Below are 26,808 nucleotides of genomic sequence, written 5' to 3'. Positions count from 1 at the left end.
CCCGCATTCCACATTGATTGCGGTGCGGCTTACGAAACCAGGCTCGCCTTGACCAGCTTGGCCTGCTCGTCGGCGTGGTACGACGAACGCACCAGCGGACCTGACGCGACGTTCTTGAAGCCCATCTTGTAGCCTTCTTCGGCAAACCAGGCAAAGGTGTCCGGGTGCACGAAGCGCTGTACCGGCAAGTGGCTACGCGATGGCTGCAGGTACTGGCCGAGGGTCAGCATGTCGATGTCATGCTCGCGCATGCGCTTCATGACTTCGATCACTTCATCGTCGGTTTCGCCCAGGCCCAGCATCAGGCCGGACTTGGTCGGGATGTGCGGCATCATCTGCTTGAATTTCTGCAGCAGGGTCAGCGACCACTGGTAGTCCGAACCCGGGCGCGCAGCCTTGTACAGGCGTGGCACGGTTTCCAGGTTGTGGTTGAACACATCTGGCGGCTCGGCAGCGGTGATTTCCAGGGCGACATCCATGCGGCCGCGGTAGTCCGGGACCAGGGTCTCAAGCATCACGTTTGGCGACAGCTTGCGGATTTCGCGAATGCAGTCGGCAAAGTGCTGGGCACCGCCGTCACGCAGGTCGTCGCGGTCTACCGAGGTGATGACCACGTACTTAAGCTTCAGGTCGGCAATGGCGATGGCCAGGCTTTCTGGCTCGTTGACGTCCAGTGGCTTCGGCCGGCCATGGCCTACGTCGCAGAACGGGCAACGACGGGTGCAGATATCACCCATGATCATGAAGGTGGCGGTGCCACCGGAGAAGCACTCACCCAGGTTCGGGCAGGAGGCTTCTTCACACACGCTGTGCAGCTTGTGCTTACGCAGCAGCGCCTTGATACGGTCGACTTCCGGCGAAACCGGGATGCGGACGCGGATCCAGTCGGGCTTTTTCGGCAGTTCGGTGGTCGGAATGATCTTCACCGGGATGCGTGCAACCTTCTCGGCGCCGCGCAGCTTGACGCCGGCTTCCACCTTGGCACGCGGAGCCGGGGCCGGACGGTCGGTAATGTCCAGCGTCGGGATCATGGTTTGCACAACATCAGTAGTCATATCAGTCGATTCCGCCCGTCAGGGTCGTCTGCTCAGCATAGTCGAGGTGTTTGACGAGCTGCGCGCGCAGCCGGGCACTAACCTCGGCAAATTCTATGGGTGTTGCGTGATCGCTCAACTGGGTCATGGCCAAACCGGCGTAACCACAGGGATTGATCCGGCGAAACGGCGCCAGGTCCATGTCCACGTTCAGGGCCAGGCCATGAAATGAACAACCATGGCGGATGCGCAGGCCCAGGGAAGCGATTTTCGCGCCGTCGACATACACACCGGGTGCATCGGGCTTGGCCGCTGCCGCTACGCCGTAGCTGGCCAAGAGTTCGATCAGGCAGTTTTCCATGCGACTGACCAGCTCGCGCACGCCATAACCCAGCTTGCGCACATCCAGCAGCAGATAGGCCACCAGTTGCCCGGGCCCATGGTAAGTCACTTGGCCACCTCGGTCGACCTGCACCACCGGAATATCACCCGGAAGTAGTAGATGTTCGGCCTTGCCAGCCTGGCCCTGGGTGAACACCGGCGGGTGTTCCACCAGCCAGATTTCATCAGGAGCCGAAGTGCCGCGCTCGTTGGTGAAGCGCTGCATGGCGTGCCATACGGGCTCGTAAGCCATCTGGCCGAGCTCGCGAAAGCCCAGGACCTGGGACATCACAACACCATATGTACGAAACCGGTGGCTCGCAGTTCGCTGTTGATGTCGTAGAGCTGGTCTTGACCGGTTGCAACGATGTGCAACTGGATCGTGGTGTACTTACCGTTGGTGCTCAAACGCTCATCCACACGGTTGTCGTTGATCGTTGCGTGTTTACGCATGATTTCAAGGATCTTGTCTTTGTTGCCCACACCGGTATCGCTGATCACCTTGACGGGATAATCCGTCACTGGGAATTCGATCTTTGGCGCCTTTACTTCTTTATCGGTCATGGCGTAACGGCCTCGTAAGCGGTAAGCCGTGGCGACGGGCAAAGCCCCGCGTCGGATCAACGCGGGGCTTTGCGGGTGCACACAATCAGTTGAACAAGCCGTAGAAGAATAGACGGATGCTATCCCACACGCGGCGGAAGATACCACCTTCCTCAACGGCGTCGAGCGCGATCAGATCGGCGCTGTGTACGACTTTGTCGTCCAGCTTCACTTCGACTTTACCGATCACATCGCCCTTGGCGATAGGCGCGGTCAGTTGTGGGTTCATGGTCATGCTGGCAGCCAGTTTCTTCAGCTGGCCTTTAGGCATGGTCAGGGTCAGATCATCAGCCAGGCCGGCCTTGACTTGACGCTCGGTGCCTTTCCAGACCGGAGCCTGGGCCAGTTCAGCGCCCTTCTGGTAGAAGGTCTGGGTTTCGAAGAAGCGGAAACCGTAGGTCAGCAGCTTCTGGGTTTCAGCCGCACGAGCCTGCTCGCTGTTGGTGCCGAACACTACGGCGATCAAGCGCTGGCCATCACGTACAGCCGAGGACACCATGCAGTAGCCGGCTTCGTCGGTGTGGCCGGTTTTCAGGCCATCCACAGTCTTGTCACGCCACAGCAGCAGGTTGCGGTTAGGCTGCTTGATGTTGTTCCAGAAGAACTCTTTCTGGGAGTAGATGGCGTAGTGCACCGGGTCGACGCGAATGATCGCGCGCGCCAGGATCGCCATGTCATGGGCCGACGAGTAGTGGTCTGGGTTCGGCAGGCCGGTCGGGTTCATGAAGTGGCTGTTGGTCATGCCCAGGTCAGTCACGGTTTTGTTCATCATGTCGGCGAATGCATCTTCGCTGCCGGCAATGTGCTCGGCCAGGGCGACGCTGGCGTCGTTACCGGACTGGATGATGATGCCGTGCAGCAGGTCGCTGACAGTCACCTGGGAGCCGACCTTGATGAACATCCGCGAACCGCCGGTACGCCAGGCGTTTTCGCTGACGGTCACCGGATCGTTTTCACCGATCTGGCCACGACGGATTTCCAGGGTCGCGATGTAGGCGGTCATCAGTTTGGTCAGGCTGGCCGGCGGCAGGCGCTGGTCACCATTGTTTTCGACCAGCACGTTGCCGCTGGCGGCATCCATGAGCACGTAGGACTTGGCAGCCAGTTGCGGTGGCGCTGGCATCATTTCGACGGCCCAGGCAGCGGGCGCGATGATCAGCGGGACAAGCAGGCACAGGCGTTTGGCTAAGGTGGTGATGTTCATCCGTCTCTCGAAATTGCTTATGGAAACTTGCCCTCGCGGGCAAAACTATTCAGACAACCCGTTGCCAGGCTGTCGCGTATTCAGTTGCCAGCTCAACCCTTGCCTTCGGGTTTTTATTATTCGACGAGCCTGCAACCAGGGCCCCGGCACGCAAGCGCACCAGCACCCTAGATCCGCTACTGCTTATTCGGCGCTGACCACGCTGGGCTGACCCAGGTTGGCCAGTCGCACGCTGTTCTGCACCTGGGCAATCTCGCCCGCCGAGCCGATGGGGCCCAGGCGTACACGGTGCAGGGTTTGCTGGTTACGCACGATGGAGCTGATAAACACCGGCGCGCTGACCATCCCGCTGAGCTTGGACCTTAACAGTTCTGCCGCATCCGGGTTGGCGAAAGCGCCGACTTGCAGGTATTGCCCGCCCGCCGCACTGCCCGGCGCCGCCTGTGGCACGGCCACGACTGGCGCGGCGTGTTGCTGGGGCGGCGGCGTCCACTGCTCGACCTTGCCCGCCGAGGCGGTGATCTGCGGTTGCGCGCTTTGTGGCTCGTTGAGCATCAATGGCGCCGGCTTGCCGCGCTGCGCCCAATACTGGGCAGGGTCGATGCCTTCAACCTTGACCCGCGCCGTGCCGGTTTCGGCATAGCCGAGTTTTTTCGCGGCGGCGTAGGACAAGTCGATGATTCGGTCGGAATAGAACGGTCCACGGTCGTTGACCCGCAGGATCACCGTGCGGTTGTTGTCCAGGTTGGTCACGCGCACATAGGCAGGAAGCGGCAGGGTCTTGTGGGCCGCGCTCATGCCGTACAGGTCATACACCTCGCCGTTGGCGGTGTTCTGGCCGTGGAACTTGGTGCCGTACCAGGACGCCGTGCCCGACTGCACGTAGTTCTTGGACTCTTGCAGCGGGAAGTAGGTCTTGCCCAACACCGTGTAGGGGTTGGCTTTGTAGTTGCCGGTATGCAGGGTCGGCGTGGCATCCGGGATACGCGAGACGTCGACGTCCCACCACGGCGCGCCGTCCTTGTGGGCCCGGTTGATGTCCAGCCCCGGCTGCGCGCGGACTACCGGGCCACCGGCCTTCTGCACCGGCGCTCGGCTGGTGGAGCAACTGACAACCAGCAAGGACAATGCGGCCAGCGCCACCAGCTTGAGCGGTTTATTGATCGGCGATACCCGCATTACTTGACGCCCCGTGCTTGAACCAGCATGTCTGACAGCTGATGCACGGCCATGGCGTACATCACACTGCGGTTATAACGCGTGATTGCGTAAAAATTCTTCAGGCCCATCCAATATTCCGGGCCGTCTGCACCTTCCAGGCGGAAGGCGGTAACCGGCATATCATCGCGCAGCGCATCATGACTTGACCAGCCCAGCGCCCGCAACTCCCCGACGGTTTTCACCGGCTCGATGCCCTGGGTCAGGCCCTCATCGGCGCGATCGCCCGTGACGTCCGCACGGATCACCACCGGTTCGCCACCTACCCAGCCATGACGCTTGAAGTAACTGGCAACGCTGCCAATGGCATCATCGGGATTGCTCCAGATATTGATATGGCCATCACCGTCAAAATCCACGGCGTAGGCGCGAAAGCTGCTGGGCATGAACTGTGGCAGGCCCATGGCGCCGGCGTAGGAGCCTTTGAGGGTCAATGGGTCGACCTGCTCCTCGCGGGCCAACAGCAGGAACTCACGCAGTTCCTTGCGGAAAAACTCGGCACGGGGCGGGTAATCGAAGCCCAGGGTCGACAAGGCGTCGATCACCCGGTAACTGCCGGTATTGCGCCCGTAAAAGGTTTCAACGCCGATGATCGACACGATCACCTGGGCCGGCACGCCATATTCCTGCTCGGCGCGGGCCAGCACGGCCTCGTGCTGCCGCCAGAAATCCACGCCCCTGGCCACGCGGGCGTCAGTCAGGAACATCGGACGATATTCCTTCCACTGCTTGACGCGCTCGGCGGGCCGCGAGATCGCGTCGAGGATCGACTGCTTGCGCTGCGCCTCGCGGAATACGCCCATCAATTGTTCGCCGGCGAAACCATAGTCACGGGTCATCTCACCGACAAATTCGGCGACCTGGGGCGAGCCGTCGTAATCGCCGGCCAGGGCGGGCGGCGAAGCGCCAAAGGCGCCCAACAGGCCCAGACAGGACGCGTATCGAGCAGCCCAGCCGCGCATTGCTTGCATTGACATCTTCACCTTATTCAAACCTGTGCGATCCACTTGCGATGGGTATGGATCGACATCAAAACCCCAAACGCTGACAGTAATGTCACCAGCGAAGTTCCGCCGTAGCTAATGAACGGCAACGGCACCCCAACCACCGGCAGCAGGCCACTGACCATACCGATGTTGACGAAAACGTAAACAAAAAAAGTCATTGTCAGCGCACCGGCGAGCAATTTGCCGAACAACGTCTGCGCTTGCGCGGTAATCACCAGGCCACGCCCGATCAACAACAAGTAGATCAGCAGCAGTGCGCAGATGCCCACCAGGCCGAACTCCTCGCCCATCACCGCAATAATAAAGTCGGTGTGGCTTTCCGGCAGGAAGTCCAGGTGGGACTGGGTGCCCAGCAACCAGCCCTTGCCAAACACACCGCCGGAACCGATCGCGGCCTTGGACTGGATGATATTCCAGCCGGTGCCCAGCGGATCGCTCTCGGGATCGAGGAAGGTCAGGACTCGCTGTTTCTGATAGTCATGCATGAAAAAGAACCACATGGCGACAGCCACCGGCACGGCCGCCACCAGCACGCTGACGATCCAGCGCCAGCGCAGGCCGCCCATGAACAGCACGAACGCACCGCCGGCGAGGATCAGCAGGCCGGTGCCGAGGTCCGGCTGGCGCACAATCAGGATGAAGGGAATGCCGATCAGGATCAGGCTTATCCCCACATGCTTGAGCTGCGGCGGCAAGGTGCGCTTGGCCAGGTACCAGGCGATGGTGGCCGGCATCAGGATCTTCATGAATTCCGACGGCTGGAAGCGAATCACCCCGGGGATATTGATCCAGCGGGTGGCACCCATGGCGTTATGCCCCATGACGTCCACCACCACCAGCAACAGTACGCCGGCGACGTAGCCCAGCGGCACCCAGCGCGCCATGAAGCGCGGCTCCAGCTGGGCGATCACGACCATCGACAACAGGCCCAGGCCAAACGACGACGCCTGCTTGATCAACAGATCCCAGTTCTTGCCACTGGCCGAATACAGCACGAACAGGCTGCCGGCCGCCAGGGTCAGCAGCAGGATCAGCAAGGGGCCATCAATGTGCATGCGCTGCAACAAGGTGGCGCGGCGACGCATCACATCCTCACTGGAGAGAATGCGGTCAAAATTACTCTTCACGGGCCGTAGCCTCCGCGCTTGAAGGGTTGGCAAACTCAGGCCTGAGCTTGCCGTCCTGGTCCAGCAACCAGGCGTCCATGATCTGGCGCACCACCGGGGCGGCCACGCCGGAACCGGACTCGCCGTTCTCGACCATCACCGCCACGGTGATCTTCGGGTTGTCGGCCGGGGCAAAACCGACGAACAAGGCGTGGTCGCGATGGCGTTCCTGGACCTTGGAGCGGTCGTACTTCTCGCCCTGCTTGATTGCCACCACCTGGGCGGTACCGCTCTTGCCGGCAATCCGGTACTGCGCGCCAGCGGCGGCCTTGCGCGCCGTGCCCCGGGCACCGTGCATGACTTGCTGCATACCGTGGTTGACCTTGGTCCAGTCGGACGGGTCGCGCAGGATGATGTCCGCAATCGGGTTTTCATCCACCGGTTTTTCACCCTCGATGGTCTTGGCCAGGTGCGGGCGAATCCACTTGCCCTTGCTGGCCACCAGCGCCGTGGCCTGGGCCAGTTGCAAGGGGGTGGCCTGCATGTAGCCCTGGCCGATCCCCAGGATCAGGGTCTCGCCCGGGAACCAGGCCTGGCGACGGGTGGCGCGCTTCCACTCCCGGGAAGGCATCAGGCCCGGGGATTCTTCAAACATGTCCAGGGATACTTTCTGACCCAGGCCGAACTTGCCCATGTAGGTCGACAAACGATCAATCCCCAGCTTATGGGCCAGGTCATAGAAGTAGGTGTCGTTGGAACGCATGATCGCCGTGTCCAGGTCCACATAGCCGTCGCCGGTGCGGTTCCAGTTACGGTACTTGTGATCGTAGTTGGGCAACATGTAATAGCCCGGATCGTAGACCCTGCTGGAGGCGGTGACCACGCCCGCGTCCAGGCCGGCAATCGCCACTGCCGGCTTGATGGTCGAGCCCGGCGGATACAGACCGCGCAGCACCCGGTTGAACAGTGGCCGGTCAATGGAGTCGCGCAATTCGGCATAGGCCTTGAAGCTGATCCCGGTCACGAACAGGTTGGGGTCGAAACTCGGCTGGCTGACCATCGCCAGCACCTCGCCCGTGTTCGGATCCAGCGCCACCACCGCGCCACGACGCCCGCCAAGGGCCATTTCTGCGGCCTCCTGCAGCTTGATATCCAGGCTCAGGACAATGTCCTTGCCGGGAATCGGGTCGGTCCGCTTGAGCACCCGCAGCACGCGGCCGCGGGCGTTGGTCTCGACTTCCTCGTAACCCACCTGGCCGTGCAACTGCGGCTCGTAGAAACGCTCGATACCGGTTTTGCCGATATGGTGCGTACCGCTGTAATTGACCGGGTCGAGGGTTTTCAGCTCTTTCTCGTTGATCCGCCCCATGTAACCGACCGAGTGGGCAAAGTGCGCCCCTTGCGGGTAGTGGCGCACCAACTGCGCCACCACTTCCACACCCGGTAGGCGGAACTGGTTCACCGCAATCCTGGCGATCTGTTCTTCGGTCAGCTCAAACAGGATCGGCACCGGTTCGAACGGGCGGCGCCCCTGTTTCATGCGTTTTTCGAAGATCACACGGTCTTCCGGGGTCAGTTGCAGCACCTCGACGATCACATCGAGGACCTGCGGCCAATCACCGGAGCGTTCGCGGGTCATGCTCAGGCTGAAACTGGGCCGGTTATCGGCGATCACCACACCATTGCGGTCGAAAATCAGGCCACGGGTCGGCGGAATCGGTTGCACATGCACCCGGTTGTTTTCCGACAACGTGGAGTGATACTCGTACTGGATCACCTGCAGGTAATACAGACGGGCGATCAACACGCACATCAACGCCACCACCGCGATAGCGCCAAAGATCACCCGCGCGCGTACAAGGCGTGCGTCTTTCTCGTGGTCCTTGATGCGGATCGGCTGGGTCATCAGGCAGGGCGCAGACTATTTGTGGTAAGGGTGCCCGGACAGAACTGTCCAGGCGCGATACAGCTGTTCACCGATCAGGATCCGCACCAGCGGATGGGGCAACGTCAGGGGCGACAGCGACCAGCGCTGATCGGCCCGCGCGCAGACTTCCGGCGCCAGCCCCTCGGGGCCGCCGACCATGAAGTTGACCGTACGCGAGTCCAGGCGCCAACGATCCAGCTCCACCGCCAACTGCTCGGTGCTCCAGGGCTTGCCGTGCACCTCAAGGGTGACGATGCGCTCGTTGGCACCGACCTTGGCCAGCATCGCCTCGCCTTCCTGACGGATAAAGCGCGCCACGTCGGCGTTCTTGCCCCGGGTGTTGAGCGGTATTTCCACCAGTTCCAGCGCAAGCTCGGATGGCAGACGCTTGGCATACTCATGCCAGCCTTCTTCCACCCACTTGGGCATGCGTGAACCGACAGCAATCAGACGCAGGCGCACAGCCGTTCCTTATTCCTGGTCTTTGTTGAGCTTGTCGAAGTGCGCGTGACCGACTTCCGGGCTGTGGTGCTTGCCATCGGCGGCACGGCTCTGCTCGGCGCCTTTCCACAGACGCTCCAGGTCGTAGAACTGACGAGCGTTGCTGGTCATCATGTGTACGATCACGGTGTCCAGGTCAGCCAGCACCCAGTCGCTGTCGCCCTTGCCTTCTTCACCCAATGGCTTGACGCCCTGGGCTTTGACGGCTTCGCGAACCTTGTCCAGCATCGCGCCGATCTGGCGGTTGGAGGTACCGGTGGCGATGATCATGAAGTCGGTGATGCTTTGCTTGTCACGCACGTCCAGGACCTGAATGTCCTGGGCCTTCACGTCTTCCAGGGCCGCGACGGCCAGCGCTACCAGCGCTTCACCCTCAGGAGCCGGGACCAACAGGGCTTGCACCGGCAACGGTGCGCTCTTGAACGTGCCTTTGCGCTTAACTTTGCTTACGTCTTTGTTCGTCATATAAAACTCGTTTTGCTCAATAGTTCGGGCGCTTCAATACACGAGTATTCGTGCCTTCAAGCGCGCCTTTTCAGTTCGACGCACGGTAAAGCCCGTGCGCATCGATGTAGGCCAGGACCGCGTCAGGCACCAGGAAACGTACCGACTTACCGCTGGCCAGCAGTTGACGGATCTGGGTGGCGGACACCGCAAGCGGGGTCTGCCAGACGAATGCAATATTCCCGCTCGGCCCGGTCAGGGCCTGTGGGTCACTTACCGACCGCGCTGCCAGCAGGTTGCGCAAGGCATCCGGCGGTTCGCTGTCGGCATCCGGGCGTTGCAAAACCAGGATGTGGCAATGCTGGAGCAACTCTTCCCAGCGATGCCAAGTGGGCAGTCCGCAAAATGCGTCCCAGCCCAAAAGCAGAAACAACTGGTCATCGGCGGCCAACTCGGCCCGCGTCTGTTCCAGGGTGTCGATAGTGTAGGACGGTTTATCGCGCTTGAGTTCGCGGTCGTCCACCACCAACGGGGCAATGCCGGCCACCGCGCATTGCACCATCGCCAGGCGCTCCTGCGCGCTGACTTGCGGCGTGTCCCGGTGCGGCGGCCTGGCGTTGGGGATCAGCCGCAGCTCTTGCAGCCCGAGGGTATCCGCCACTTCCAGGGCACTGCGCAAATGGCCGATGTGCACGGGGTCGAAGGTACCGCCGAACAGCCCGATGCGTTTACCCATCAAGTGCGCACATGACCGTCACCAAACACCACGTACTTCTCGCTGGTCAGGCCTTCCAGGCCAACCGGCCCACGGGCATGCAGCTTATCGGTGGAAATCCCGATCTCCGCCCCCAGGCCATACTCGAAGCCGTCGGCAAAGCGTGTCGAGGCGTTGATCATCACCGAAGCGGAGTCCACTTCGTTAAGGAAACGCCGGGCATCGCTGAAATGCTCGGAAACAATGGCGTCAGTATGCTTGGAGCCGTAGGTGTTGATGTGCTCGATGGCCTGGTCCAGATCGTCGACGATCCGAATCGACAGGATCGGCGCGGTGTATTCGGTGTACCAATCCTGCTCGGTGGCCTCGATCACATCGCTGCCCAACAGCGCCCGGGTACGCTCGCAACCCCGCAGTTCCACGCCCTTGTCGCGGTAGATCGCAGCCAGCGGCGGCAACACGCGCTCGGCAATACCGGCGTGGACCAACAGGGTTTCCATGGTGTTGCACGGCGCATAGCGATGGGTCTTAGCGTTATCGGCAATGCGGATCGCCTTGTCGAGATCGGCCGCCACATCGATAAAGACGTGGCAGACGCCATCCAGGTGCTTGATCACTGGCACCTTGGCATCACGGCTGACGCGCTCGATCAGGCTCTTGCCACCGCGCGGCACGATCACGTCGACAAACTCAGGCATGGTGATCAACGCGCCCACGGCCGCGCGGTCGGTGGTTTCCACCACTTGCACCACTTCGGCGGGCAACTCTGCCACGGCCAGGCCCTGCTGGATGCAGGCGGCGATAGCGCGGTTGGAGTTGATGGCCTCTGAGCCGCCACGCAGGATGGTGGCGTTACCGGACTTCAGGCACAGGCTAGCAGCGTCGATGGTCACGTTCGGGCGCGACTCATAGATGATGCCGATCACGCCCAGGGGCACGCGCATCTTGCCGACCTGGATGCCTGACGGCAGGTAGCGCATGTCGCGGATTTCGCCGATGGGGTCAGGCAGCTTGGCCACCTGGCGCAGCCCTTCGATCATGTCGTCGATACGTGCCGGCGTCAGCGCCAGGCGATCCAGCAATGCCGGTTCCAGACCATTGGCCCGGCCGTTGGCCAGGTCCAACTCGTTGGCGGCGGTCAACTCGGAGCGCGAGGCATCCAGAGCATCGGCGGCAGCCAGCAGGGCACGGTTCTTCTGCGCGGTGCTCGCACGGGCGATCAACCGCGAGGCCTGACGGGCAGCGCGACCCAGGCGGGTCATGTAGTCAAGAACGGACTCAGTCATGGTCTGGTGGGGTCTTGGCAAAGAGGAAAGCGGCAGATTATAGCTGTCGCGCCGTCCTACGGACAGCGGTGAGGGGCGGATGGTCGAAATGAACTGTAAAAACTCGACGTTCAGCGGTGATAAAGCCTGGAGTTGATATCATCCTGTCACATTTGGCCTCGCAACCGCCCTTCGTTATGTCCAGCTCACCCCCCAAGTACCCCGCCAAGCCCCTGCCTGATGGGTTTTTCGACCGCGACGCACAAACGCTCGCGAAAGATTTGCTGGGCAAAGTCATCCGTCATCGTGTCGGCGAGGTGTGGCTGTCGGCGCGAATTATTGAAACCGAAGCCTATTACCTGGCCGAAAAAGGCAGCCATGCGTCCCTCGGCTACACAGAAAAGCGTAAGGCTTTGTTTCTGGATGGCGGCCACATCTATATGTACTACGCCCGTGGTGGCGACTCCCTGAACTTCAGCGCCCAGGGGCCGGGCAATGCCGTGCTGATCAAGTCGGCCTACCCGTGGGTGGATGAGGTTTCAGGGCCTGCAAGCCTGGCACAGATGCTGTTGAACAATCCCGACGCCAGCGGCCGCCCGCGCCCGGCCCACAAGCTCTGCGCCGGGCAGACGTTGCTGTGCAAGGCCCTGGGTTTGAAAGTGCCGATGTGGGACGCCAAGCGCTTCGACCAGGCGCTGCTCTACGTGGAGGATGTGGGCCTGGCGCCCACGCAAATTATCCAGACCACCCGCCTGGGCATTCCCGGCGGGCGCGATGAACATCTGATGTATCGCTTCGTCGATGCTGACTTCGCACCCTATTGCACGCGGAACCCGTTGCGACGCGGCCAGGTCGAAGGCCGCGATTACGTTTTGATTTGAATATCTGAAACAACCGTTTCTGCTGGAAATGGCATCTGCAACACAGCCGATGCCCTGTAGGAGCTGGCTTGCCAGCTCCTACAAGGGTCGCCGGTGTTTTGAGAAGCGCATTCCAGGTAGCGGTTCATTGATGGAGTGATTGTATGGGCCCATGGCTCGATGGCATTACCGGCTGGCTGACCCTCAATCCGCAATGGCTGGCGGCAGCGGTGTTTATCGTCGCCTTTGTGGAATGCCTGGCCATCGCCGGGATTATCGTGCCGGGTACGGTGCTGCTGTTCGCCATTGCCGCACTGGCCGGAAGCGGCGCGCTGTCCCTGGGCGAGACCTTGCTGCTGGGCTTGCTCGGCGGGCTGCTGGGCGATGGGATTTCCTACTACCTGGGTCGGCATTTCCACCAGAACATCCGGCGCCTGCCCGGCCTGCGTCATCATCCCGAATGGATGGACGGGGCCGAGGCCTACTTTCAGAAGTACGGCATCGTCAGCCTGCTGGTAGGACGCTTCATTGGCCCACTGCGCCCCATGCTGCCCATGGTCGCCGGGATGTGCGACATGCCATTCCCGCGCTTTGCTGCCGTCAGCGTGCTGGCCGCCGCCGGCTGGTCGGTCGCCTACCTGTTGCCTGGCTGGGCCGCAGGTGCAGCGTTCCGCCTGCCGCTGCCCGAAGGGTTCTGGCCTGAGGCTGGGGTGGTTGCCGCCTGCCTGGCCGTGTTGTTCGGTATCGCCCTCAACAGCACCCTTCGCGGCCACCGCCGCGCCACACTGTGGGTGGGCTGCGCCAGCCTGGCCTTGTTGATTGCGATGTTTATCGGTTATCCGTACCTGAACCACTTTGACCAGGGATTGATGGCCCTGGTCCAGGAGCATCGCAGCCCAACCATGGACCGAGTCATGGTGATGATCACGCAGTTGGGTGAGTTCAAGAAGATGTTCGTCGCCAGCGCCGTGCTGACCGGCCTGCTGTTCCTGGCTCGGCAATGGCGCCAGGGGATCTTTGTCGGCGCCACACTGCTGGGCGCCGCGCTGATCAATACCGGGAGCAAGCTGCTCTTTGCCCGTGGTCGACCAGAAATCCTCGTCGACCCACTGACCAGCTTCAGCATGCCCAGCGGTCACGCCTCGGGCTCGTTTGCGTTCTTCCTCGCGTTGGCGGTGCTGGCCGGTCGCGGCCAACCGATTCGCATGCGTCTGGCCTGGCTGCTGCTGGGGGCGATCCCGGCCGCCGCCATTGCACTGTCAAGGGTGTACCTGGGGGCGCACTGGCCGAGCGATATCCTGGCTGGCACCTTACTGGCAATGACGGTTTGCGCCTTCAGCCTAACGCTGAGCCAGCGCCAGAGCTCGCTACCGCCCATGGCGCCAAAGGTCTGGTGGCTGATCGTGCCGGGATGCGTGGCGGTTCTGGGGTTCTTTGCCCTGACCGGGACCTCCCACGCTTTGCTGCGCTACGCCTACTGATCTAGGCAGGACCGACCCAGTCCACGGGAGTGCTACGCCGCTCAGCACAGCGCTCCCGGCGTTCGAACAACATCTCATCGGCGATTTCGGCAGCCCGCTCGGCAATGTACTCCGGGCCACGATCGCCAGCCTGCTGAATCAATTGCGCGGTCACACTGACAAAAAAAGCATCCCAGATCGGCTGCTCCGATGGCGGCAATCGAATCATGTTCATTCCCTGATAGTAGTGGCTGAAGCTCCACTATTTCAGGCGATGGGCACCTGGCATCGAAGAAAAATCCGAACCTTGCGCGGATCAATCCGAGACAACCCGGCTCAGGGAAACAGTTCACCCTGCAACTCATCCAGCAGCAATTGGATCGCATCCAGACGCTGCTGGGGATCGTCGAGTTGCAGCAACTTGATCTTGTCTGCATCGGTGAACGGCAACAAGTAGGCCAGGCGGTTGCCCAACACCTGCTGCCCCTGCGCATCGGCGCCCATGTCCAACGAGGCGACCATCGGGTGCTCCGCCAGGGCCTCAAGCAGCGCCAACAAATCAGCATCCTCCTCGTCCAACGGGCGCTCGGGGAGGTCTTCCAGCCACTCGACATCTGCTACCAACAGTTGATCGCGCTGCACATCCGCCTCGCGTACCCGAAACCTGCGCCCACCCTCGACCCGAATCCCCAGCAAGCCATTGTCCTGCTGCTTGAAATCACGAATCAGCGCTTCGCAACCAATCACTGCATAGCCGTCGGGCGCCAGGCCGACTTCCTGGCCATCAAGGATGCAGACCACACCAAAGCCTTCGCCCTTTTTCATGCAGCGGCCGATCATGTCCAGGTAGCGCGCCTCGAACAGTTGCAGGTCGAGGGTGCAGCCTGGAAACAGCACCGTATTGAGAGGGAACAGCGCCAGACTCATAAAGCGTTCCTTAAACCCGATTTAAATCACCAAAGACACGGCCAGTGGCAGGAACACTGCCGTGGCCACGCCCATCAAACTCATCGCCAGAGCGGCAAAGGCCCCGCACTCTTCGCTTTCCTGCAAGGCCACCGAGGTGCCGACCGCGTGGGCGGTCATGCCCAGGGCCATGCCCCGTGCCTCAGGGCTGTGCACCCCCAGGCGAGACAGGAAAGCCGGCCCGATCATCGCACCGATCACCCCGGTGATCAGCACGAACACCGCCGCCAACGCCGCGACGCCGCCGATCTGCTCGGCCACCAGCATGGCGATGGGCGAGGTCACGGACTTGGGCGCCATGGTCATCAGCACCATATGTTCGGCACCAAACCACCAGCCGAGCCACACACACAGGCCGGTGGCAAACACCCCGCCCACCATCAGCGTAGTAAAAATCGGCCAGAACAACTGGCGGATCCGCCGCAGGTTCAAATACAGCGGCACCGCCAGCGCCACGGTGGCCGGGCCCAGCAGGATGCTCATGATCTCGGTGCTTTTGCGGTACTCGACATAGGTCAACCCGCACCCCAGCAGCACGCCGATCACCAGCAACATCGAGACCAGTACCGGCTGCAGGAAGATCCAGCGGGTTTTCTCAAACCCCGCCAGTACCAGTTGATAGGCGCCCAACGTGATGCCGATACCAAACAAGGGATGGTGGATCACCGCCGCCCACGCGCCCTGCCAATCGAAGGTCATTGCCCCTCCTCCCGCCGCGCCTGGCGCTTGACCAGTTTTTGCATCATCACACCAACAACGCCCATGGCGATTACCAACGACAGGACCAACGCCCCGACGATGGCCCAGAAATCGGCGGCAATGTCCTTGGCATATACCATCACCCCCACCGCTGGCGGCACCAGCAGCAGTGGCAGGTAACGCAGCAGGCTGCTGGCCGCCAGGCTCAGCGGTTCACCGACCTCGCCGCGCCACACCAGATACGCCAGCAGCAACAGCAGGCCGACAATCGGCCCCGGCAAGATCGGCAGGAACAAGTGATTGATCGCCGTGCCCAGCAATTGAAACAACACCAGCCAAGTCAGACCGCGTAACAGCATGGGTTTTCTCCCCCCAAAAGCCCGTGGGCATTATAAGCACGCCGCTCCTATGAACAGGCATTCGCCAAAAGCATGGTGGGTTGACCGGGCCATTTGCCCATGATGATCTACATTGGTTCTCGGGAATCCACCTAAAACAATAACCCCCTGTAGGAACGAGCTTGCTCGCGAAAGCCGTCGACGATAACGGGTGCACCCAGGCAGTACGCGGTGACATTGGGTTTTTCGCGAGCAAGCTCGCTCCTACAAGGGAATAGATTGATGAACCAAGGAGAGTCGCAATGCCTTTCGTACCTGTAGCGCAACTCAATGAATATGTCGGCAAGGAACTGGGACGTTCCGCATGGCTCACCATCGACCAGGAGCGTATCAACCTGTTCGCAGAAGCGACCGGCGATTTTCAGTTCATCCACGTCGATCCGGTCAAAGCTGCCCAGACCCCATTTGGCAGCACCATTGCCCATGGCTTCCTGTCGCTGTCGCTGATCCCCAAGTTGATCGAAGACATCCTGATCATGCCCGAGGGCCTGAAGATGGCAGTCAACTACGGCCTGGACAGCGTGCGCTTTATCCAGCCGGTGAAGGTCAACTCCAAGGTGCGCCTGGCAGTGACCCTCACCGACGCCACCGAGAAAAAGCCGGGGCAGTGGCTGCTCAAGGCCACCTGCACCTTGGAAATCGAGGGCCAGGAAAAACCCGCCTACATCGCCGAATCATTGTCACTGTGCTTCGTCTGATACATCTGTAGGAGCCGGCTTGCCGGCGATAGCGCCAGCAGTCGCGCCATCGCCGACAAGTCTGTATTAGCACACAGACCACTAGGTATAGCTTCCCCCGCTGCGGCATACTCGGCGCTCAATTATCCGGATCCCGCTATGCGCCCAATCGTTCCCCTTGCTCTGGCCTTGTTGCTCACCGCTTGCGGCGACGGCGAACCCCTGTTGCCGCCCGACGCACGGCTGCCGGACGGCGGGCGTTATCGCGGGGATGTGGTCGATGGGCTGTTGCAAGGCCAGGGCCGGGTGGACTACCCCAACGGCAGTTGGTACGCCGGGCAATTCGACAAGGGCCAGTGGCATGGCCAGGGCGAATGGCACGGCAGCAATGGCGAAGTCTATAAAGGTCAGTTCCAGCAAGGTCTGTTCGATGGCCAGGGCACCCTGACCACCGCAGCCAACACCTATGTCGGCGGCTTCAAGCAAGGCCGGCGCAACGGCGAAGGCACCCTCCGAGAGGGGCAGATGACCTATCGCGGCGAATTCAAGGACGACCAGTATTCCGGCCTCGGCCGCCTGGAGTTGGCGGACGGCAGCCAATACCAGGGGCTGTTCGCCCACGGCAAACCCAACGGTGAAGGCCAGCGCAACGACGACAGCGGCAACCAGTTCAGCGGTCACTTCGTCAATGGCCAACTGGAAGGCAACGGCACCTTCAACAGTGCCGAAGGCGACATGTACATCGGCCACTTCAAGCAGAACCAACTCAATGGCAAGGGCCGCTACGAAAACGCCGACGGCGATGTGTGGACCGGCGAGTTCCGCGAAGGCGCCCTCAGCGGCAAAGGCGAACTGACCGGTGTGGATGGCAGCCATTACATCGGGCAATTCAGTGATTGGCGCTTCACCGGTGAAGGGCGCCTGAACCTCAGCGATGGCAGTTTCTACATCGGTGGCTTCGACAACGACAGCTATCACGGGCAAGGCACCCTGGTGCTCACCGATGGCACGGTACAGGCCGGGACCTGGGCCAATGGCCTGCGCGTACGCGATGCCGACGGCAAGCTGTTGCCCGATACCCTGGAGGTCGGGGTACTGGCCCAGGGCCGTTTGCTCGATAACGCCCTTGCCGCCGTGCCGGCGTCGACCCCGGCGGTCGAGTTGTACACCCTGGTGGTGGCCGGCGACGGCAAGCAAAGCGTATTCCTGCGCGAGGCCGACTATGTCAGCAACCTGCTGGCCAGCCGTTTCGGCGCCCGCGGGCAGATCCGCCTGGTCAACCATCGCGACCACATCGCCGACCGCCCGATGGCAACCCGCGAAAGCCTGCGCCGTGCCGTGCAGACCCTGGCCGAGCGCACCGGCCCCGAAGACCTGGTGTTTATCTACCTGACCAGCCACGGCACCCACGAACACCAACTGGTGCTCGACCAACCCCGCATGGAGCTGGCCGACCTGCCGAGCGACGAACTGGCGGCGGTGATGGCGCCGCTGAAAAGCCGCGACAAGGTCATCGTGATTTCAGCCTGCTATTCCGGTGGGTTTATCCCGGCGCTCAAGGATGATCACACCCTGATCATGACCGCCTCGCGCGCCGATCGTGTGTCGTTTGGCTGCTCGGAAGAAGCCGACTTCACCTACTTTGGCGATGCCTTGTTCGCCCAGGCCCTGACCCAGACCGACGATTTGCAACATGCCTTCAAGCTGGCCCAACGGCATGTGACCGAACGCGAAATGGCTGACAACTTCGAAGCCTCCGAACCACAGATCTGGGCCCCCAAGAGCGTCATCGCCCGCTGGCAATTATTACGCAAACAGCAGGCACGAAAGGCGCTGGAAAGCGTCTCTATCAATAGCAAGGAAGCAAAGAGCAACTAAGCTGAAACTGTATCAAGGGGGAAATACCATGTACTTGACGCCTCAGCATATATTGCTTGCCGGAGCCTCGGGCTTGACCGGGGAACATCTGCTGGACCGCCTGCTCAACGAGCCCACCGTCACCCGCGTATTGGCGCCCAGCCGCCGCCCGCTGGCCGAACACCCGCACCTAGAAAACCCGGTCGGCGATCCCAACGTATTGCTGCCACAACTGAGCGGCCGGGTCGACCTGGCCTTCTGCTGCCTGGGCACCACCTTGAAAAAGGCCGGCTCGGAGGAAGCCTTTCGCGCGATCGACCTGGACCTGGTGGTAGCGTTCGGCAAGCGCGCACGGGAGATGGGCGCACGGCACCTGATTGTGATCAGCGCCATTGCCGCCGATCCAAAGTCCTCGGTGTTCTACAACCGGGTCAAAGGGGAAATGGAGCAGGCGTTGCAGGCCCAGGACTGGCCGCAGTTGACCATCGTGAGGCCTTCGCTGCTGCTGGGCGAACGGCTGGAGACCCGGCTCGCGGAAAAGCTCGCGGGGCCGCTGTCGCGGCTGATTCCCGGCAAATATCGCGGCATTGAAGTGTGTGAACTGGCCCGGGCCATGTGGCGCCTGGCGCTGGAAGAGCAGGATGGAGTGCGGATTGTCGAGTCGGACGAGTTGCGCAAGCTCGGCAAGTGAGTCTGCTCAACGGTTTTGCACCGGCCCAATGTGGGAGCGGGCTTGCTCGCTCCCACATTTCAGGTCGGTGTTACACCTTGGCTCAGCGTTACAACCCACCCGTCGCATTGAACCCAACCCCCAATACCGTCAACGCCGACAGCGGCAACAGCAGTGTGTCGAGCAACGCACTGGCCGGCAGATCAAGGCCCGGATAGCTCGGCGCTTCGGCGCCAAAGCGGTCCATGGCGCAACAACCACCCTGCATCGCATACAAGTCCAGGCGCGTCCCCGCATATACCACTGGCGCGCCGGGTTTGGCCGCATCCAGGGTGCGCGCGGTGGCGCAGCCCATCAGTTGCAGTGCCAGCACCATCAACAAGAGTTTATTCATCACTGCTCAAATGATGCTCACCCCAACGCGGCAACATGTCCTGGGGGATATTCAGCAGGTTGAGAATCCGCGCCACCACGAAATCCACCAGGTCATCGATGGTCTGTGGCTGATGATAGAAGCCCGGCGATGCCGGCAGGATGGTCACGCCCATATTCGACAGCTTGAGCATATGCTCCAGGTGAATGCTCGAGTAAGGCGCCTCGCGCGGCACCAGGATCAACTGGCGGCGCTCCTTCAAGGTCACGTCCGCCGCGCGCTCGATCAGGTTATTGCAAGCGCCGGTGGCGATCGCCGACAACGTGCCGGTGGAGCATGGCACCACCACCATCGCCGCAGGCGCACCGGAGCCGGAGGCCACCGGTGACATCCAGTCTTCCTTGCCATAGACCTTGATCTGCCCTGCCGCCGCACCAGTGTATTCGGTGAGGAAGGCCTGCATCATCTGCACCTTGGGCGGCAGCGAGACGTCAGTCTCGGTGGCCATCACCAATTGCGCGGCCTTGGAAATCAGGAAATGCACCTCGCGGTCTTCACGCACCAGGCAATCGAGCAAACGCAACCCATAAGGCGCGCCGGACGCGCCGGTCATCGCCAGGGTAATGCGCTCCGGGCCGCTCATCGCAGCGCCTCGGCCAGTTTGCCGTGCAAGCCGCCGAAGCCGCCATTGCTCATGATCACCACGTGGGTCCCCGGTTTGGCCTGGCTCTTGACCCGCTCAATGATGCCTTCCAGGGAATCGCTGACAATCGACGGCACGCTGCAGAGTTTGGCAACGGCCGCCAAGTCCCAGCCCAGGTTGGCCGGCGCGTACCACACAACCTGGTCGGCATCGTTGACGCTTTCCGGCAGGCCGTCGCGGTGTGCACCGAGTTTCATGGAGTTGGAACGCGGCTCGATGATCGCGATCACCGGCGCATCGCCAACGCGCTTGCGCAGGCCGTCGAGGGTGGTGGCAATCGCCGTAGGGTGGTGGGCAAAGTCGTCGTAGATGGTAATCCCATTCACTTCGGCAACCTTTTCCATGCGCCGCTTGACGCTCTTGAACGCGCTCAGCGCCGCAATGCCCATGGCCGGCACCACGCCGACATGACGCGCCGCCGCGAGAGTGACCAAGGCGTTGGCGACGTTGTGCTGGCCGGTCATGTCCCAGTCGACGATGCCTTGGGGCTCGCCCTCGAACAGCACTTCGAACCGGGACCCGTCCTCGCGCAGCAACTTGACCTGCCACTGCCCGCCCGCGCCGGTGGTTTGCACTGGCGTCCAGCAGCCCATGTCGATCACCCGCTGCAAGGCCGGCTCGGTGGTCGGATGGATCACCAGGCCTTCGCTTGGGATGGTGCGCACCAAGTGATGGAACTGCCGCTCGATGGCCGGCAGGTCGGGGAAGATGTCTGCGTGATCGAACTCCAGGTTGTTCAGGATCGCCGTGCGCGGACGGTAGTGAACGAACTTGGAGCGTTTATCGAAGAAGGCACTGTCGTATTCATCGGCCTCGATCACAAAGAACGGGGTATCACCCAGGCGTGCCGACACCGAAAAGTTCTGCGGTACGCCGCCAATCAGGAAGCCAGGGCTCATGCCCGCGTGCTCCAGGACCCAGGCCAGCATGCTACTGGTGGTGGTCTTGCCGTGCGTACCGGCAACCGCCAGCACCCAGCGCCCTTGCAGCACATGATCGGCCAACCATTGCGGGCCGGAGACATAGGGCAAACCTTTGTTGAGCACGTATTCCACGGCGGGGTTGCCACGGGACATGGCATTGCCGATCACCACCAGGTCTGGGGCCGGGTCAAATTGCGCCGGATCGTAGCCCTGGGTCAATTCAATGCCCTGGGCCTGCAATTGCGTGCTCATGGGCGGATAGACGTTGGCGTCGGAGCCCGTGACGTGATGGCCCAGCTCTTTGGCCAGGACAGCCATTGAGCCCATGAAGGTGCCGCAAATACCGAGAATATGAATGTGCATAGTGGACCTCGTAAAACATCGAGGCAGGTTAGCGCAGGGCGTGGAAAATCGCACTCTTTTACTGCGCCCCGAAGAGTTGCAATCAAGCCTGGTACTTGGCCATTGCTGCACAGTACCAAGCTTGATTGCGCACCCTTGGTGAAATAAACAAATGCACTCTAGCTAACGAATCAGAAACAATGAAACTTGCCTCACGCCGTCTGAGACTTTCTCGTCTCCACCTCCCGCACAGCCAGAAGCCTGCCTATGCCATTACTATTGAGATGTTCATACCTTTTATCCAGCGCATCCAATCTGGCACTAACACTTTTCGACCCGACTGCTGAATCATCCTTATATGGCTTGTAAATAAAGCCGTTTTGCGCCGAAACTTCCACCATGTTTTTTTCGGCCACATCGTAAATCTTTTCCATCAAATCAATGCGTTCATTTGTATCAACTGGCCATGTCGAACTTTTTTCCAGGGCCTTGCCATCTCCCCCTTCAACCATGGCCTGAATCGTATTGACGGCATACGTCATTTTTAACTCAGCATTTTCTGTACGCGACTTAAGCAATGCAGCATCTTGTTCTACCGCACCACTTCCCGCCGCAGGAGCCGCATTAACCGTCTGGCTTGGAGCAGGCTGATGAGCCGGAGGAAGTAGCGGGGTATTGGCAGCAAAATTACCTTTGATGGTTTCGCCCGTCCAGACAGACCCCGCGTAGGTACCAATACTCAGCGGAGTGCTGACAAGTCCGTTTACGGAGGCGTTCACAAAAGCATCCCGCGTGACGGTTTTCAAGCTAGTGTCCGTTTTGAACACCCCGGCCTTGACCAGACGATCAGCTGAAACCAGATTGGACGCCACATCACCGAATGTTTTCGGTTTGGCAACAGCGGGTTTGGCCGGGCCAGTGAGTGATAAGCCTGGGTGCTGCGTTTTGAACACCATCTCCCTGAATTTAGTCACCCCCTGGGTGTTTGAGGGGCCTACTGGCCGGGTAGGGCCCAGAACAGAGGTCGGTTTATAAGCATTTGCTATCAAATTAGTCTTGGGGGGCTTTGGACTTACAAAAGAATAAATTTTGGAGGCCCCTCCCTTAAACCCCCTCTTAGTCCGTGTATTGATTCCATCCAAGGATTCACCAGCGGTATTCCCCTCGCTGGATGCTTGCGTCTTCTGCTTATCCCCGGACGCGCTCCAATCTGAGGCCCCTTTCGTGCCGGCAGCTGCCTGCTGGCCCGGCGCCTCGGATACCCGGTCCTTTACCTGAAAGGAGGTTGAAACAGGGGAGCCTGTAATATTCATGTTTTCACCCATCGTATAGATATGTAACTATTAATTTTACTTATCCCTAAACCAAACAACCAACGCAATGACTCATCCCTTACCCCTAAGTATAAAAAACACAACACTTAGTTCCACCCAACACATATTTAAAATCGGATATGAAATTTTGCCCCAAGCAAAACAACCGCCCATTACTTCGAACAGCACCCAAAGCAAAAAAATATTAAATAGCCACTACCAGAAAATTATTTCCAGCCAGCCGCCCGCCGCATAAGCTTCATAAGAACTTCATATCAAACAAATTTATGCACTACAAAATGCGATCAAAACATCGCCGACTTGCCCACCGGTACCTTTTGTAAAAGGCGAGCGTGGGCGAGTCTTCCAAAAGACAGTAAGAGAGCAGGGATCTCCCTTGACGTCACTCTGCTGCGGAGCGCAAAGCGATACCATGCTTGCGTAACTTGCGGTATAGCGTATTACGACTAACACCCAACTGTTCTGCTGCCTGGGTCATATGCCAGCGCTGCTGTTCGAGCGTGGTCAGCAGTGCCAGGCGCTCTGCGTCCTCCAGCGGCTGTTTTTCCCGCGGTACGGTAATTTGCACCTGGGAGGGCACCTGGCGAATCATTGCCGGCAAATCGCCCAACCCTATCCGCCCACCGTCACACAGCGCAGTCAGGGTACGTAGTACCGTACGCAGTTGCCGGACGTTCCCCGGCCAGGAAAAGTCCAGCAGCGCCTGACGGGCATCGCCATCCAGTTCTATCCCCTGCCCTTCTGCCTCTTGGGCCAGCACAAAGTCCAGTAGCTGCGACTTGTCGCTACGCTCACGCAACGCCGGCAACGCGACCTCCAGACCATTGAGGCGATAGTACAAGTCCTCACGGAAGGTGCCGTCGGCCACCCGCATCAACAAATCACGGTGGGTTGCGCTGATGATGCGCACGTTCACTGCTTGCGGTTCACCGCCGATGGGCACCACCAATCGGTCTTCCAGCACCCTTAATAGCCGGGTTTGCAGGGCCAAAGGCATATCGCCGATTTCATCGAGAAACAAGGTGCCACCGTCAGCCTGTTGCAGCTTGCCACGCATGCCTTCCTTGCGGGCCCCGGTGAAACTGCCGCCGCGATAACCGAACAGCTCGCTCTCGATCAGGCTTTCAGGGATGGCTGCGCAGTTCAGGGCCACGAAGGCTTTGTCGGCGCGCTGACTGGCATGGTGGACGGCCTTGGCAAAGGCCTCCTTGCCGGAGCCGGTTTCGCCATTGACCAACAACGGTACGTCCCGCTCAAACACCCGCAAGGCCTTGCGAAAGTCGCTCTGCAGCGCCTCATCTCCCAGGCAGATCCCCGCCAGCCGGGGCCGCTCGACCGGCGGCGGCGCCGACACCACCGGGCTCGGGGCGCGCCGCGCCTCGCCACGCAGTACCGCAAACACGCTGCGCCCGTCGCGGGTACGCAAAGGCCAACTGGCGCTGGCATTGGCGCGACCGAGCAATTGATCCAGGGTGCAGTCGAAAAACATCTCCACCGGCAGGCCCAGCAAGCGCCCCCGTGGCAGGCCCAACAAGTTTTGCGCACTTTGGTTGAGCGCACAGATCCGCCCTTCGCCGTCGAATGCCAGCAGCCCTTCACTGAACAGGCCCACGGATTCGGCCTGCAGGTGGAAACGCAGCAACCAGTGATTTTCGAAGTGCCGCAGGAAATAACAGCTCTCGATCATCTTCGCCGAAAGATTGACCAGCGCCATGGTGTGGAACTGGCTCTGGCGCGATACCGCTTCGCGGGCCGACGACACGTCAAGCACCGCCAGCAGGTCGCCATGGGGATCAAACACCGGGCTCGCCGAGCAGGTCAGCCCGGTATGGCGACCGCGAAAGTGTTCATCGCGATGAATGGTCAGGGCCTGGCGCTCCACCAGGCAGGTGCCGATACCGTTGGTGCCTTCGCAGGCTTCGCTCCAGTCGGCTCCGAGCCATAACCCGGCGCCCTCGAATACCTTGCGTTCGCTGGGCGCGGTGACGCAATTTAGGATCACCCCGCGCGCATCGGTCAGCAGCACCGCGTGGCCGGCGCCGGAGAGTTGTTGATGCAAACTGTTCATTTCGTTGCCGGCGATGTGCAGCACTTGCTGCAGGCGCTCGCGGCTTTCCAGCAGGCGCTCATGCTCGAGCACCGTGGGCGCGACGGTCAACGTCGGGTCGAGGTGATAGTCCTCTACGCAGCGCAGCCAGGAACGGGCAATCGATGGGTCGCTGCCAGGACCGTGCAACGGGTCTTGCCCACGGGTGACGGTCAGGACTTGCCGGGCATGGCGGCTGAAATGATCGTTGTGCATGTTCTTATTGTTCTCCTGTTGCGCGGGACACACCGCGGACCGGGACGCCCAGCATCCTCCAGGCCTGGGCGCATTGCAATCCCGCGGCGACCCATGGGTCACAAGCTGTATCGCTTGTGGCACAAAGTGTCACCCTGACTGTACCGCCCGTGTCACAGCAAAGCCTTGCAACAAACCCCAAGCCCTTGATTTACCTGCGCTGCAGGGCGCTGGCCCGACCTTTGCTCTACGCTTTATCAAGCGCAGCAATGCTGCACTCCAATAAACATAAGAAGTCAGGAGATACCCACCATGCGTTACGCACACCCTGGTACCGAAGGCGCTATCGTTTCGTTCAAGGCCAAGTACGGCAACTACATCGGTGGCGAATTTGTGGCACCGGTCGATGGCAACTACTTCACCAATACTTCGCCGGTGAACGGCAAGCCCATCGCCGACTTCCCGCGCTCCACGGCCAAGGATATCGACAAGGCGCTGGACGCCGCCCACGCCGCCGCTGATGCCTGGGGCAAGACCTCGGCCCAGGACCGTTCGCTGGTGCTGCTGAAAATCGCCGACCGCATCGAACAGAACCTGGAACTGCTGGCCATCACCGAAACCTGGGACAACGGCAAAGCGGTACGCGAGACCCTCAACGCCGATATCCCCCTGGCCGCCGACCACTTCCGCTACTTCGCTGGCTGCATCCGCGCCCAGGAAGGCAGCAGCGCCGAGATCAACGAACACACCGCCGCCTACCACTTCCATGAGCCCCTGGGCGTGGTCGGGCAGATCATCCCGTGGAACTTCCCCCTGCTGATGGCCGCCTGGAAACTCGCGCCAGCCCTGGCCGCCGGCAACTGCGTGGTACTCAAGCCCGCCGAGCAGACCCCACTGGGCATCAACGTGCTGATGGAAGTGATCGGCGACCTGCTGCCACCCGGCGTGCTGAACGTGGTTCACGGTTTCGGCAAGGAGGCCGGCGAAGCCCTGGCCACCAGCAAGCGCATCGCCAAGATCGCCTTCACCGGCTCCACCCCGGTGGGCTCGCACATCATGCATTGCGCGGCCGAGAACATTATTCCGTCCACCGTTGAGCTGGGCGGCAAGTCGCCGAACATCTTCTTCGCCGACATCATGAAAGCCGAGCCGCAATTTATCGAAAAGGCCGCCGAAGGCCTGGTGCTGGCGTTCTTCAACCAAGGCGAAGTGTGCACCTGCCCATCCCGCGCGCTGGTGGAAGAGTCGATCTACGACGACTTCATGAAAGTGGTGATGAAGAAGGTTGAGTCGATCAAGCGTGGCGACCCGCTGGATACCGACACCATGGTCGGCGCCCAGGCGTCCGAGCAGCAGTTCGACAAGATCCTCTCGTACCTGGAAATCGCCAAGGGCGAAGGTGCCGAGTTGCTGACCGGCGGCAAAGTGGAAAAACTGACCGGCGATCTGGCCACCGGCTATTACATCCAGCCGACCCTGCTCAAGGGCACCAACAAGATGCGCGTGTTCCAGGAAGAAATCTTTGGCCCGGTGGTGAGCATCACGACCTTCAAGGATGAAGCCGAAGCACTGGCGATCGCCAACGACACCGAGTTCGGCCTGGGTGCAGGCTTGTGGACCCGCGATATCAACCGTGCGTACCGCATGGGCCGGGCGATCAAAGCCGGGCGCGTGTGGACCAACTGCTACCACCTGTACCCCGCGCATGCAGCGTTTGGCGGTTACAAGAAGTCTGGTGTGGGTCGTGAGACACACAAGATGATGTTGGATCACTATCAGCAGACCAAGAACCTGCTGGTGAGCTACGACATCAACCCACTGGGTTTCTTCTAAGTTTCGTCAGCACCACACTCCCACACT

Annotated in this window: 27 protein-coding genes; 6 read left to right on the top strand and 21 right to left on the bottom strand. The window is 60.9% G+C overall.

What is annotated here, in order from left to right:
- Positions 1 to 29: 29 nt before the first annotated feature.
- The 12 genes from lipA to BHC62_RS17290 form a co-directional block, all read right to left on the bottom strand.
- Entirely contained in the window at positions 30 to 1,031 is a 1,002-nt protein-coding gene (lipA, locus tag BHC62_RS17345) for a lipoyl synthase (RefSeq protein ID WP_166647861.1), read from the bottom strand.
- Between the two features lie 25 nt (positions 1,032 to 1,056).
- Entirely contained in the window at positions 1,057 to 1,704 is a 648-nt protein-coding gene (gene lipB / locus BHC62_RS17340) for a lipoyl(octanoyl) transferase LipB (RefSeq protein WP_070995638.1), read from the bottom strand.
- The gene (locus tag BHC62_RS17335; RefSeq protein WP_029292256.1) at positions 1,704 to 1,979 is read right to left on the bottom strand and encodes a DUF493 domain-containing protein; all 276 of its coding nucleotides are present in this window, start codon (positions 1,977 to 1,979) and stop codon (positions 1,704 to 1,706) included. Before BHC62_RS17335 ends, lipB begins: the two co-directional genes overlap by 1 nt.
- An 85-nt stretch (positions 1,980 to 2,064) precedes the next feature.
- Positions 2,065 to 3,222 (bottom strand): D-alanyl-D-alanine carboxypeptidase family protein, encoded by a 1,158-nt coding sequence (locus BHC62_RS17330; protein WP_029292257.1) that lies wholly within the window; start codon positions 3,220 to 3,222, stop codon positions 2,065 to 2,067.
- A gap of 183 nt (positions 3,223 to 3,405) precedes the next feature.
- Positions 3,406 to 4,401 (bottom strand): septal ring lytic transglycosylase RlpA family protein, encoded by a 996-nt coding sequence (locus tag BHC62_RS17325; protein WP_029292258.1) that lies wholly within the window; start codon positions 4,399 to 4,401, stop codon positions 3,406 to 3,408.
- Positions 4,401 to 5,411 carry a lytic murein transglycosylase B gene (gene mltB, locus BHC62_RS17320; protein WP_029292259.1) on the bottom strand — a complete coding sequence of 337 codons (1,011 nt, stop codon included), beginning with the start codon at positions 5,409 to 5,411 and terminating at the stop codon, positions 4,401 to 4,403. The genes BHC62_RS17325 and mltB overlap by 1 nt, the downstream gene beginning before the upstream one ends.
- A 17-nt stretch (positions 5,412 to 5,428) precedes the next feature.
- On the bottom strand, positions 5,429 to 6,532 hold the full coding sequence (gene rodA / locus BHC62_RS17315; protein WP_050492738.1) for a rod shape-determining protein RodA: 1,104 nt from the start codon (positions 6,530 to 6,532) through the stop codon (positions 5,429 to 5,431).
- Between the two features lie 31 nt (positions 6,533 to 6,563).
- Positions 6,564 to 8,459, bottom strand: coding sequence for a penicillin-binding protein 2 (gene mrdA / locus BHC62_RS17310; RefSeq protein ID WP_029292261.1), 1,896 nt, complete (start codon positions 8,457 to 8,459; stop codon positions 6,564 to 6,566).
- A 15-nt stretch (positions 8,460 to 8,474) separates the two neighbouring features.
- Positions 8,475 to 8,942, bottom strand: a complete 468-nt coding sequence (gene rlmH, locus BHC62_RS17305; RefSeq protein ID WP_029292262.1) for a 23S rRNA (pseudouridine(1915)-N(3))-methyltransferase RlmH — start codon at positions 8,940 to 8,942, stop codon at positions 8,475 to 8,477.
- A 9-nt stretch (positions 8,943 to 8,951) separates the two neighbouring features.
- Positions 8,952 to 9,446, bottom strand: a complete 495-nt coding sequence (gene rsfS / locus BHC62_RS17300; RefSeq protein ID WP_029292263.1) for a ribosome silencing factor — start codon at positions 9,444 to 9,446, stop codon at positions 8,952 to 8,954.
- 70 nt (positions 9,447 to 9,516) lie between these two features.
- Positions 9,517 to 10,161: a nicotinate-nucleotide adenylyltransferase gene (gene nadD / locus BHC62_RS17295; RefSeq protein WP_029292264.1), complete on the bottom strand. Its 645-nt coding sequence runs from the start codon at positions 10,159 to 10,161 to the stop codon at positions 9,517 to 9,519.
- Positions 10,161 to 11,426, bottom strand: a complete 1,266-nt coding sequence (locus BHC62_RS17290; RefSeq protein WP_029292265.1) for a glutamate-5-semialdehyde dehydrogenase — start codon at positions 11,424 to 11,426, stop codon at positions 10,161 to 10,163. Before BHC62_RS17290 ends, nadD begins: the two co-directional genes overlap by 1 nt.
- A gap of 176 nt (positions 11,427 to 11,602) precedes the next feature.
- Here BHC62_RS17290 and BHC62_RS17285 point away from each other — a divergent pair, with 176 nt between their 5' ends.
- Positions 11,603 to 12,286: a DNA-3-methyladenine glycosylase gene (locus BHC62_RS17285; RefSeq protein ID WP_070995655.1), complete on the top strand. Its 684-nt coding sequence runs from the start codon at positions 11,603 to 11,605 to the stop codon at positions 12,284 to 12,286.
- Between the two features lie 143 nt (positions 12,287 to 12,429).
- Positions 12,430 to 13,746, top strand: a complete 1,317-nt coding sequence (locus BHC62_RS17280) for a bifunctional DedA family/phosphatase PAP2 family protein (protein ID WP_070995637.1) — start codon at positions 12,430 to 12,432, stop codon at positions 13,744 to 13,746.
- A 1-nt stretch (position 13,747) separates the two neighbouring features.
- On the opposite strand, the gene BHC62_RS17275 is transcribed toward BHC62_RS17280, so the two are convergent.
- The 4 genes from BHC62_RS17275 to BHC62_RS17260 all read right to left on the bottom strand — a co-directional run bounded on the left by BHC62_RS17275 (position 13,748) and on the right by BHC62_RS17260 (position 15,749).
- Positions 13,748 to 13,954 carry a hypothetical protein gene (locus tag BHC62_RS17275; protein WP_029292268.1) on the bottom strand — a complete coding sequence of 69 codons (207 nt, stop codon included), beginning with the start codon at positions 13,952 to 13,954 and terminating at the stop codon, positions 13,748 to 13,750.
- 107 nt (positions 13,955 to 14,061) lie between these two features.
- Complete coding sequence (locus tag BHC62_RS17270) at positions 14,062 to 14,652, bottom strand: LON peptidase substrate-binding domain-containing protein (RefSeq protein ID WP_070995636.1); 591 nt, start codon at positions 14,650 to 14,652, stop codon at positions 14,062 to 14,064.
- A 21-nt stretch (positions 14,653 to 14,673) separates the two neighbouring features.
- A complete protein-coding gene (locus BHC62_RS17265) occupies positions 14,674 to 15,390 on the bottom strand; it encodes an LrgB family protein (RefSeq protein WP_029292270.1) in 717 nt (238 codons plus the stop codon).
- Positions 15,387 to 15,749, bottom strand: coding sequence for a CidA/LrgA family protein (locus BHC62_RS17260; protein WP_029292271.1), 363 nt, complete (start codon positions 15,747 to 15,749; stop codon positions 15,387 to 15,389). Before BHC62_RS17260 ends, BHC62_RS17265 begins: the two co-directional genes overlap by 4 nt.
- A gap of 281 nt (positions 15,750 to 16,030) precedes the next feature.
- On the opposite strand from BHC62_RS17260, the gene BHC62_RS17255 reads away from it, so the two are divergent.
- The 3 genes from BHC62_RS17255 to BHC62_RS17245 all read left to right on the top strand — a co-directional run bounded on the left by BHC62_RS17255 (position 16,031) and on the right by BHC62_RS17245 (position 19,013).
- Positions 16,031 to 16,486, top strand: a complete 456-nt coding sequence (locus BHC62_RS17255) for a MaoC family dehydratase (RefSeq protein WP_070995635.1) — start codon at positions 16,031 to 16,033, stop codon at positions 16,484 to 16,486.
- Positions 16,487 to 16,624: 138 nt separating this feature from the next.
- On the top strand, positions 16,625 to 18,343 hold the full coding sequence (locus tag BHC62_RS17250) for a C13 family peptidase (RefSeq protein ID WP_070995634.1): 1,719 nt from the start codon (positions 16,625 to 16,627) through the stop codon (positions 18,341 to 18,343).
- 28 nt (positions 18,344 to 18,371) lie between these two features.
- Complete coding sequence (locus tag BHC62_RS17245) at positions 18,372 to 19,013, top strand: oxidoreductase (RefSeq protein WP_029292274.1); 642 nt, start codon at positions 18,372 to 18,374, stop codon at positions 19,011 to 19,013.
- A gap of 88 nt (positions 19,014 to 19,101) precedes the next feature.
- On the opposite strand, the gene BHC62_RS17240 is transcribed toward BHC62_RS17245, so the two are convergent.
- The 5 genes from BHC62_RS17240 to BHC62_RS17220 all read right to left on the bottom strand — a co-directional run bounded on the left by BHC62_RS17240 (position 19,102) and on the right by BHC62_RS17220 (position 24,969).
- Positions 19,102 to 19,386 carry a YceK/YidQ family lipoprotein gene (locus BHC62_RS17240; protein ID WP_070995633.1) on the bottom strand — a complete coding sequence of 95 codons (285 nt, stop codon included), beginning with the start codon at positions 19,384 to 19,386 and terminating at the stop codon, positions 19,102 to 19,104.
- Positions 19,379 to 20,008 carry a flavin prenyltransferase UbiX gene (gene ubiX / locus BHC62_RS17235; protein WP_038443595.1) on the bottom strand — a complete coding sequence of 210 codons (630 nt, stop codon included), beginning with the start codon at positions 20,006 to 20,008 and terminating at the stop codon, positions 19,379 to 19,381. Before ubiX ends, BHC62_RS17240 begins: the two co-directional genes overlap by 8 nt.
- The gene (gene mpl / locus BHC62_RS17230) at positions 20,005 to 21,354 is read right to left on the bottom strand and encodes a UDP-N-acetylmuramate:L-alanyl-gamma-D-glutamyl-meso-diaminopimelate ligase (RefSeq protein WP_029292277.1); all 1,350 of its coding nucleotides are present in this window, start codon (positions 21,352 to 21,354) and stop codon (positions 20,005 to 20,007) included. Before mpl ends, ubiX begins: the two co-directional genes overlap by 4 nt.
- Positions 21,355 to 21,545: 191 nt before the next feature.
- Positions 21,546 to 22,646 carry a hypothetical protein gene (locus tag BHC62_RS27780; RefSeq protein ID WP_143007549.1) on the bottom strand — a complete coding sequence of 367 codons (1,101 nt, stop codon included), beginning with the start codon at positions 22,644 to 22,646 and terminating at the stop codon, positions 21,546 to 21,548.
- A gap of 403 nt (positions 22,647 to 23,049) precedes the next feature.
- Positions 23,050 to 24,969, bottom strand: coding sequence for a sigma-54-dependent Fis family transcriptional regulator (locus tag BHC62_RS17220; protein ID WP_070995632.1), 1,920 nt, complete (start codon positions 24,967 to 24,969; stop codon positions 23,050 to 23,052).
- Positions 24,970 to 25,260: 291 nt separating this feature from the next.
- Here BHC62_RS17220 and BHC62_RS17215 point away from each other — a divergent pair, with 291 nt between their 5' ends.
- Positions 25,261 to 26,781: an aldehyde dehydrogenase family protein gene (locus tag BHC62_RS17215; RefSeq protein ID WP_029292280.1), complete on the top strand. Its 1,521-nt coding sequence runs from the start codon at positions 25,261 to 25,263 to the stop codon at positions 26,779 to 26,781.
- Positions 26,782 to 26,808: the final 27 nt, after the last annotated feature.

This window comes from Pseudomonas sp. 06C 126 (assembly GCF_001855215.1).
Classification (GTDB): Bacteria; Pseudomonadota; Gammaproteobacteria; order Pseudomonadales; family Pseudomonadaceae; genus Aquipseudomonas; species Aquipseudomonas proteolytica.
The sequence above is the reverse complement of the archived record's forward strand: the minus strand, read 5'-3'. Positions and strand labels throughout refer to the sequence as shown.

Excerpts from the sequence above, each read along its gene's own strand:
- rodA (WP_050492738.1), bottom strand. The coding sequence starts at position 6,532 with ATGCGTCGCCGCGCCACCTTGTTGCAGCGCATGCACATTGATGGCCCC.
- ubiX (WP_038443595.1), bottom strand. The coding sequence starts at position 20,008 with ATGAGCGGCCCGGAGCGCATTACCCTGGCGATGACCGGCGCGTCCGGC.
- BHC62_RS17280 (WP_070995637.1), top strand. The coding sequence starts at position 12,430 with ATGGGCCCATGGCTCGATGGCATTACCGGCTGGCTGACCCTCAATCCG.
- BHC62_RS17260 (WP_029292271.1), bottom strand. The coding sequence starts at position 15,749 with ATGCTGTTACGCGGTCTGACTTGGCTGGTGTTGTTTCAATTGCTGGGC.
- BHC62_RS17335 (WP_029292256.1), bottom strand. The coding sequence starts at position 1,979 with ATGACCGATAAAGAAGTAAAGGCGCCAAAGATCGAATTCCCAGTGACG.
- mrdA (WP_029292261.1), bottom strand. The coding sequence starts at position 8,459 with ATGACCCAGCCGATCCGCATCAAGGACCACGAGAAAGACGCACGCCTT.
- nadD (WP_029292264.1), bottom strand. The coding sequence starts at position 10,161 with ATGGGTAAACGCATCGGGCTGTTCGGCGGTACCTTCGACCCCGTGCAC.
- BHC62_RS17285 (WP_070995655.1), top strand. The coding sequence starts at position 11,603 with ATGTCCAGCTCACCCCCCAAGTACCCCGCCAAGCCCCTGCCTGATGGG.
- BHC62_RS17325 (WP_029292258.1), bottom strand. The coding sequence starts at position 4,401 with ATGCGGGTATCGCCGATCAATAAACCGCTCAAGCTGGTGGCGCTGGCC.
- BHC62_RS17270 (WP_070995636.1), bottom strand. The coding sequence starts at position 14,652 with ATGAGTCTGGCGCTGTTCCCTCTCAATACGGTGCTGTTTCCAGGCTGC.
- BHC62_RS17290 (WP_029292265.1), bottom strand. The coding sequence starts at position 11,426 with ATGACTGAGTCCGTTCTTGACTACATGACCCGCCTGGGTCGCGCTGCC.
- BHC62_RS17245 (WP_029292274.1), top strand. The coding sequence starts at position 18,372 with ATGTACTTGACGCCTCAGCATATATTGCTTGCCGGAGCCTCGGGCTTG.
- BHC62_RS17275 (WP_029292268.1), bottom strand. The coding sequence starts at position 13,954 with ATGATTCGATTGCCGCCATCGGAGCAGCCGATCTGGGATGCTTTTTTT.
- BHC62_RS17265 (WP_029292270.1), bottom strand. The coding sequence starts at position 15,390 with ATGACCTTCGATTGGCAGGGCGCGTGGGCGGCGGTGATCCACCATCCC.
- mltB (WP_029292259.1), bottom strand. The coding sequence starts at position 5,411 with ATGCAAGCAATGCGCGGCTGGGCTGCTCGATACGCGTCCTGTCTGGGC.
- BHC62_RS17240 (WP_070995633.1), bottom strand. The coding sequence starts at position 19,386 with ATGAATAAACTCTTGTTGATGGTGCTGGCACTGCAACTGATGGGCTGC.
- BHC62_RS17215 (WP_029292280.1), top strand. The coding sequence starts at position 25,261 with ATGCGTTACGCACACCCTGGTACCGAAGGCGCTATCGTTTCGTTCAAG.
- lipA (WP_166647861.1), bottom strand. The coding sequence starts at position 1,031 with ATGATCCCGACGCTGGACATTACCGACCGTCCGGCCCCGGCTCCGCGT.
- rsfS (WP_029292263.1), bottom strand. The coding sequence starts at position 9,446 with ATGACGAACAAAGACGTAAGCAAAGTTAAGCGCAAAGGCACGTTCAAG.
- BHC62_RS17330 (WP_029292257.1), bottom strand. The coding sequence starts at position 3,222 with ATGAACATCACCACCTTAGCCAAACGCCTGTGCCTGCTTGTCCCGCTG.
- BHC62_RS17220 (WP_070995632.1), bottom strand. The coding sequence starts at position 24,969 with ATGCACAACGATCATTTCAGCCGCCATGCCCGGCAAGTCCTGACCGTC.
- BHC62_RS17250 (WP_070995634.1), top strand. The coding sequence starts at position 16,625 with ATGCGCCCAATCGTTCCCCTTGCTCTGGCCTTGTTGCTCACCGCTTGC.
- mpl (WP_029292277.1), bottom strand. The coding sequence starts at position 21,354 with ATGCACATTCATATTCTCGGTATTTGCGGCACCTTCATGGGCTCAATG.
- BHC62_RS17255 (WP_070995635.1), top strand. The coding sequence starts at position 16,031 with ATGCCTTTCGTACCTGTAGCGCAACTCAATGAATATGTCGGCAAGGAA.
- lipB (WP_070995638.1), bottom strand. The coding sequence starts at position 1,704 with ATGTCCCAGGTCCTGGGCTTTCGCGAGCTCGGCCAGATGGCTTACGAG.
- BHC62_RS27780 (WP_143007549.1), bottom strand. The coding sequence starts at position 22,646 with ATGAATATTACAGGCTCCCCTGTTTCAACCTCCTTTCAGGTAAAGGAC.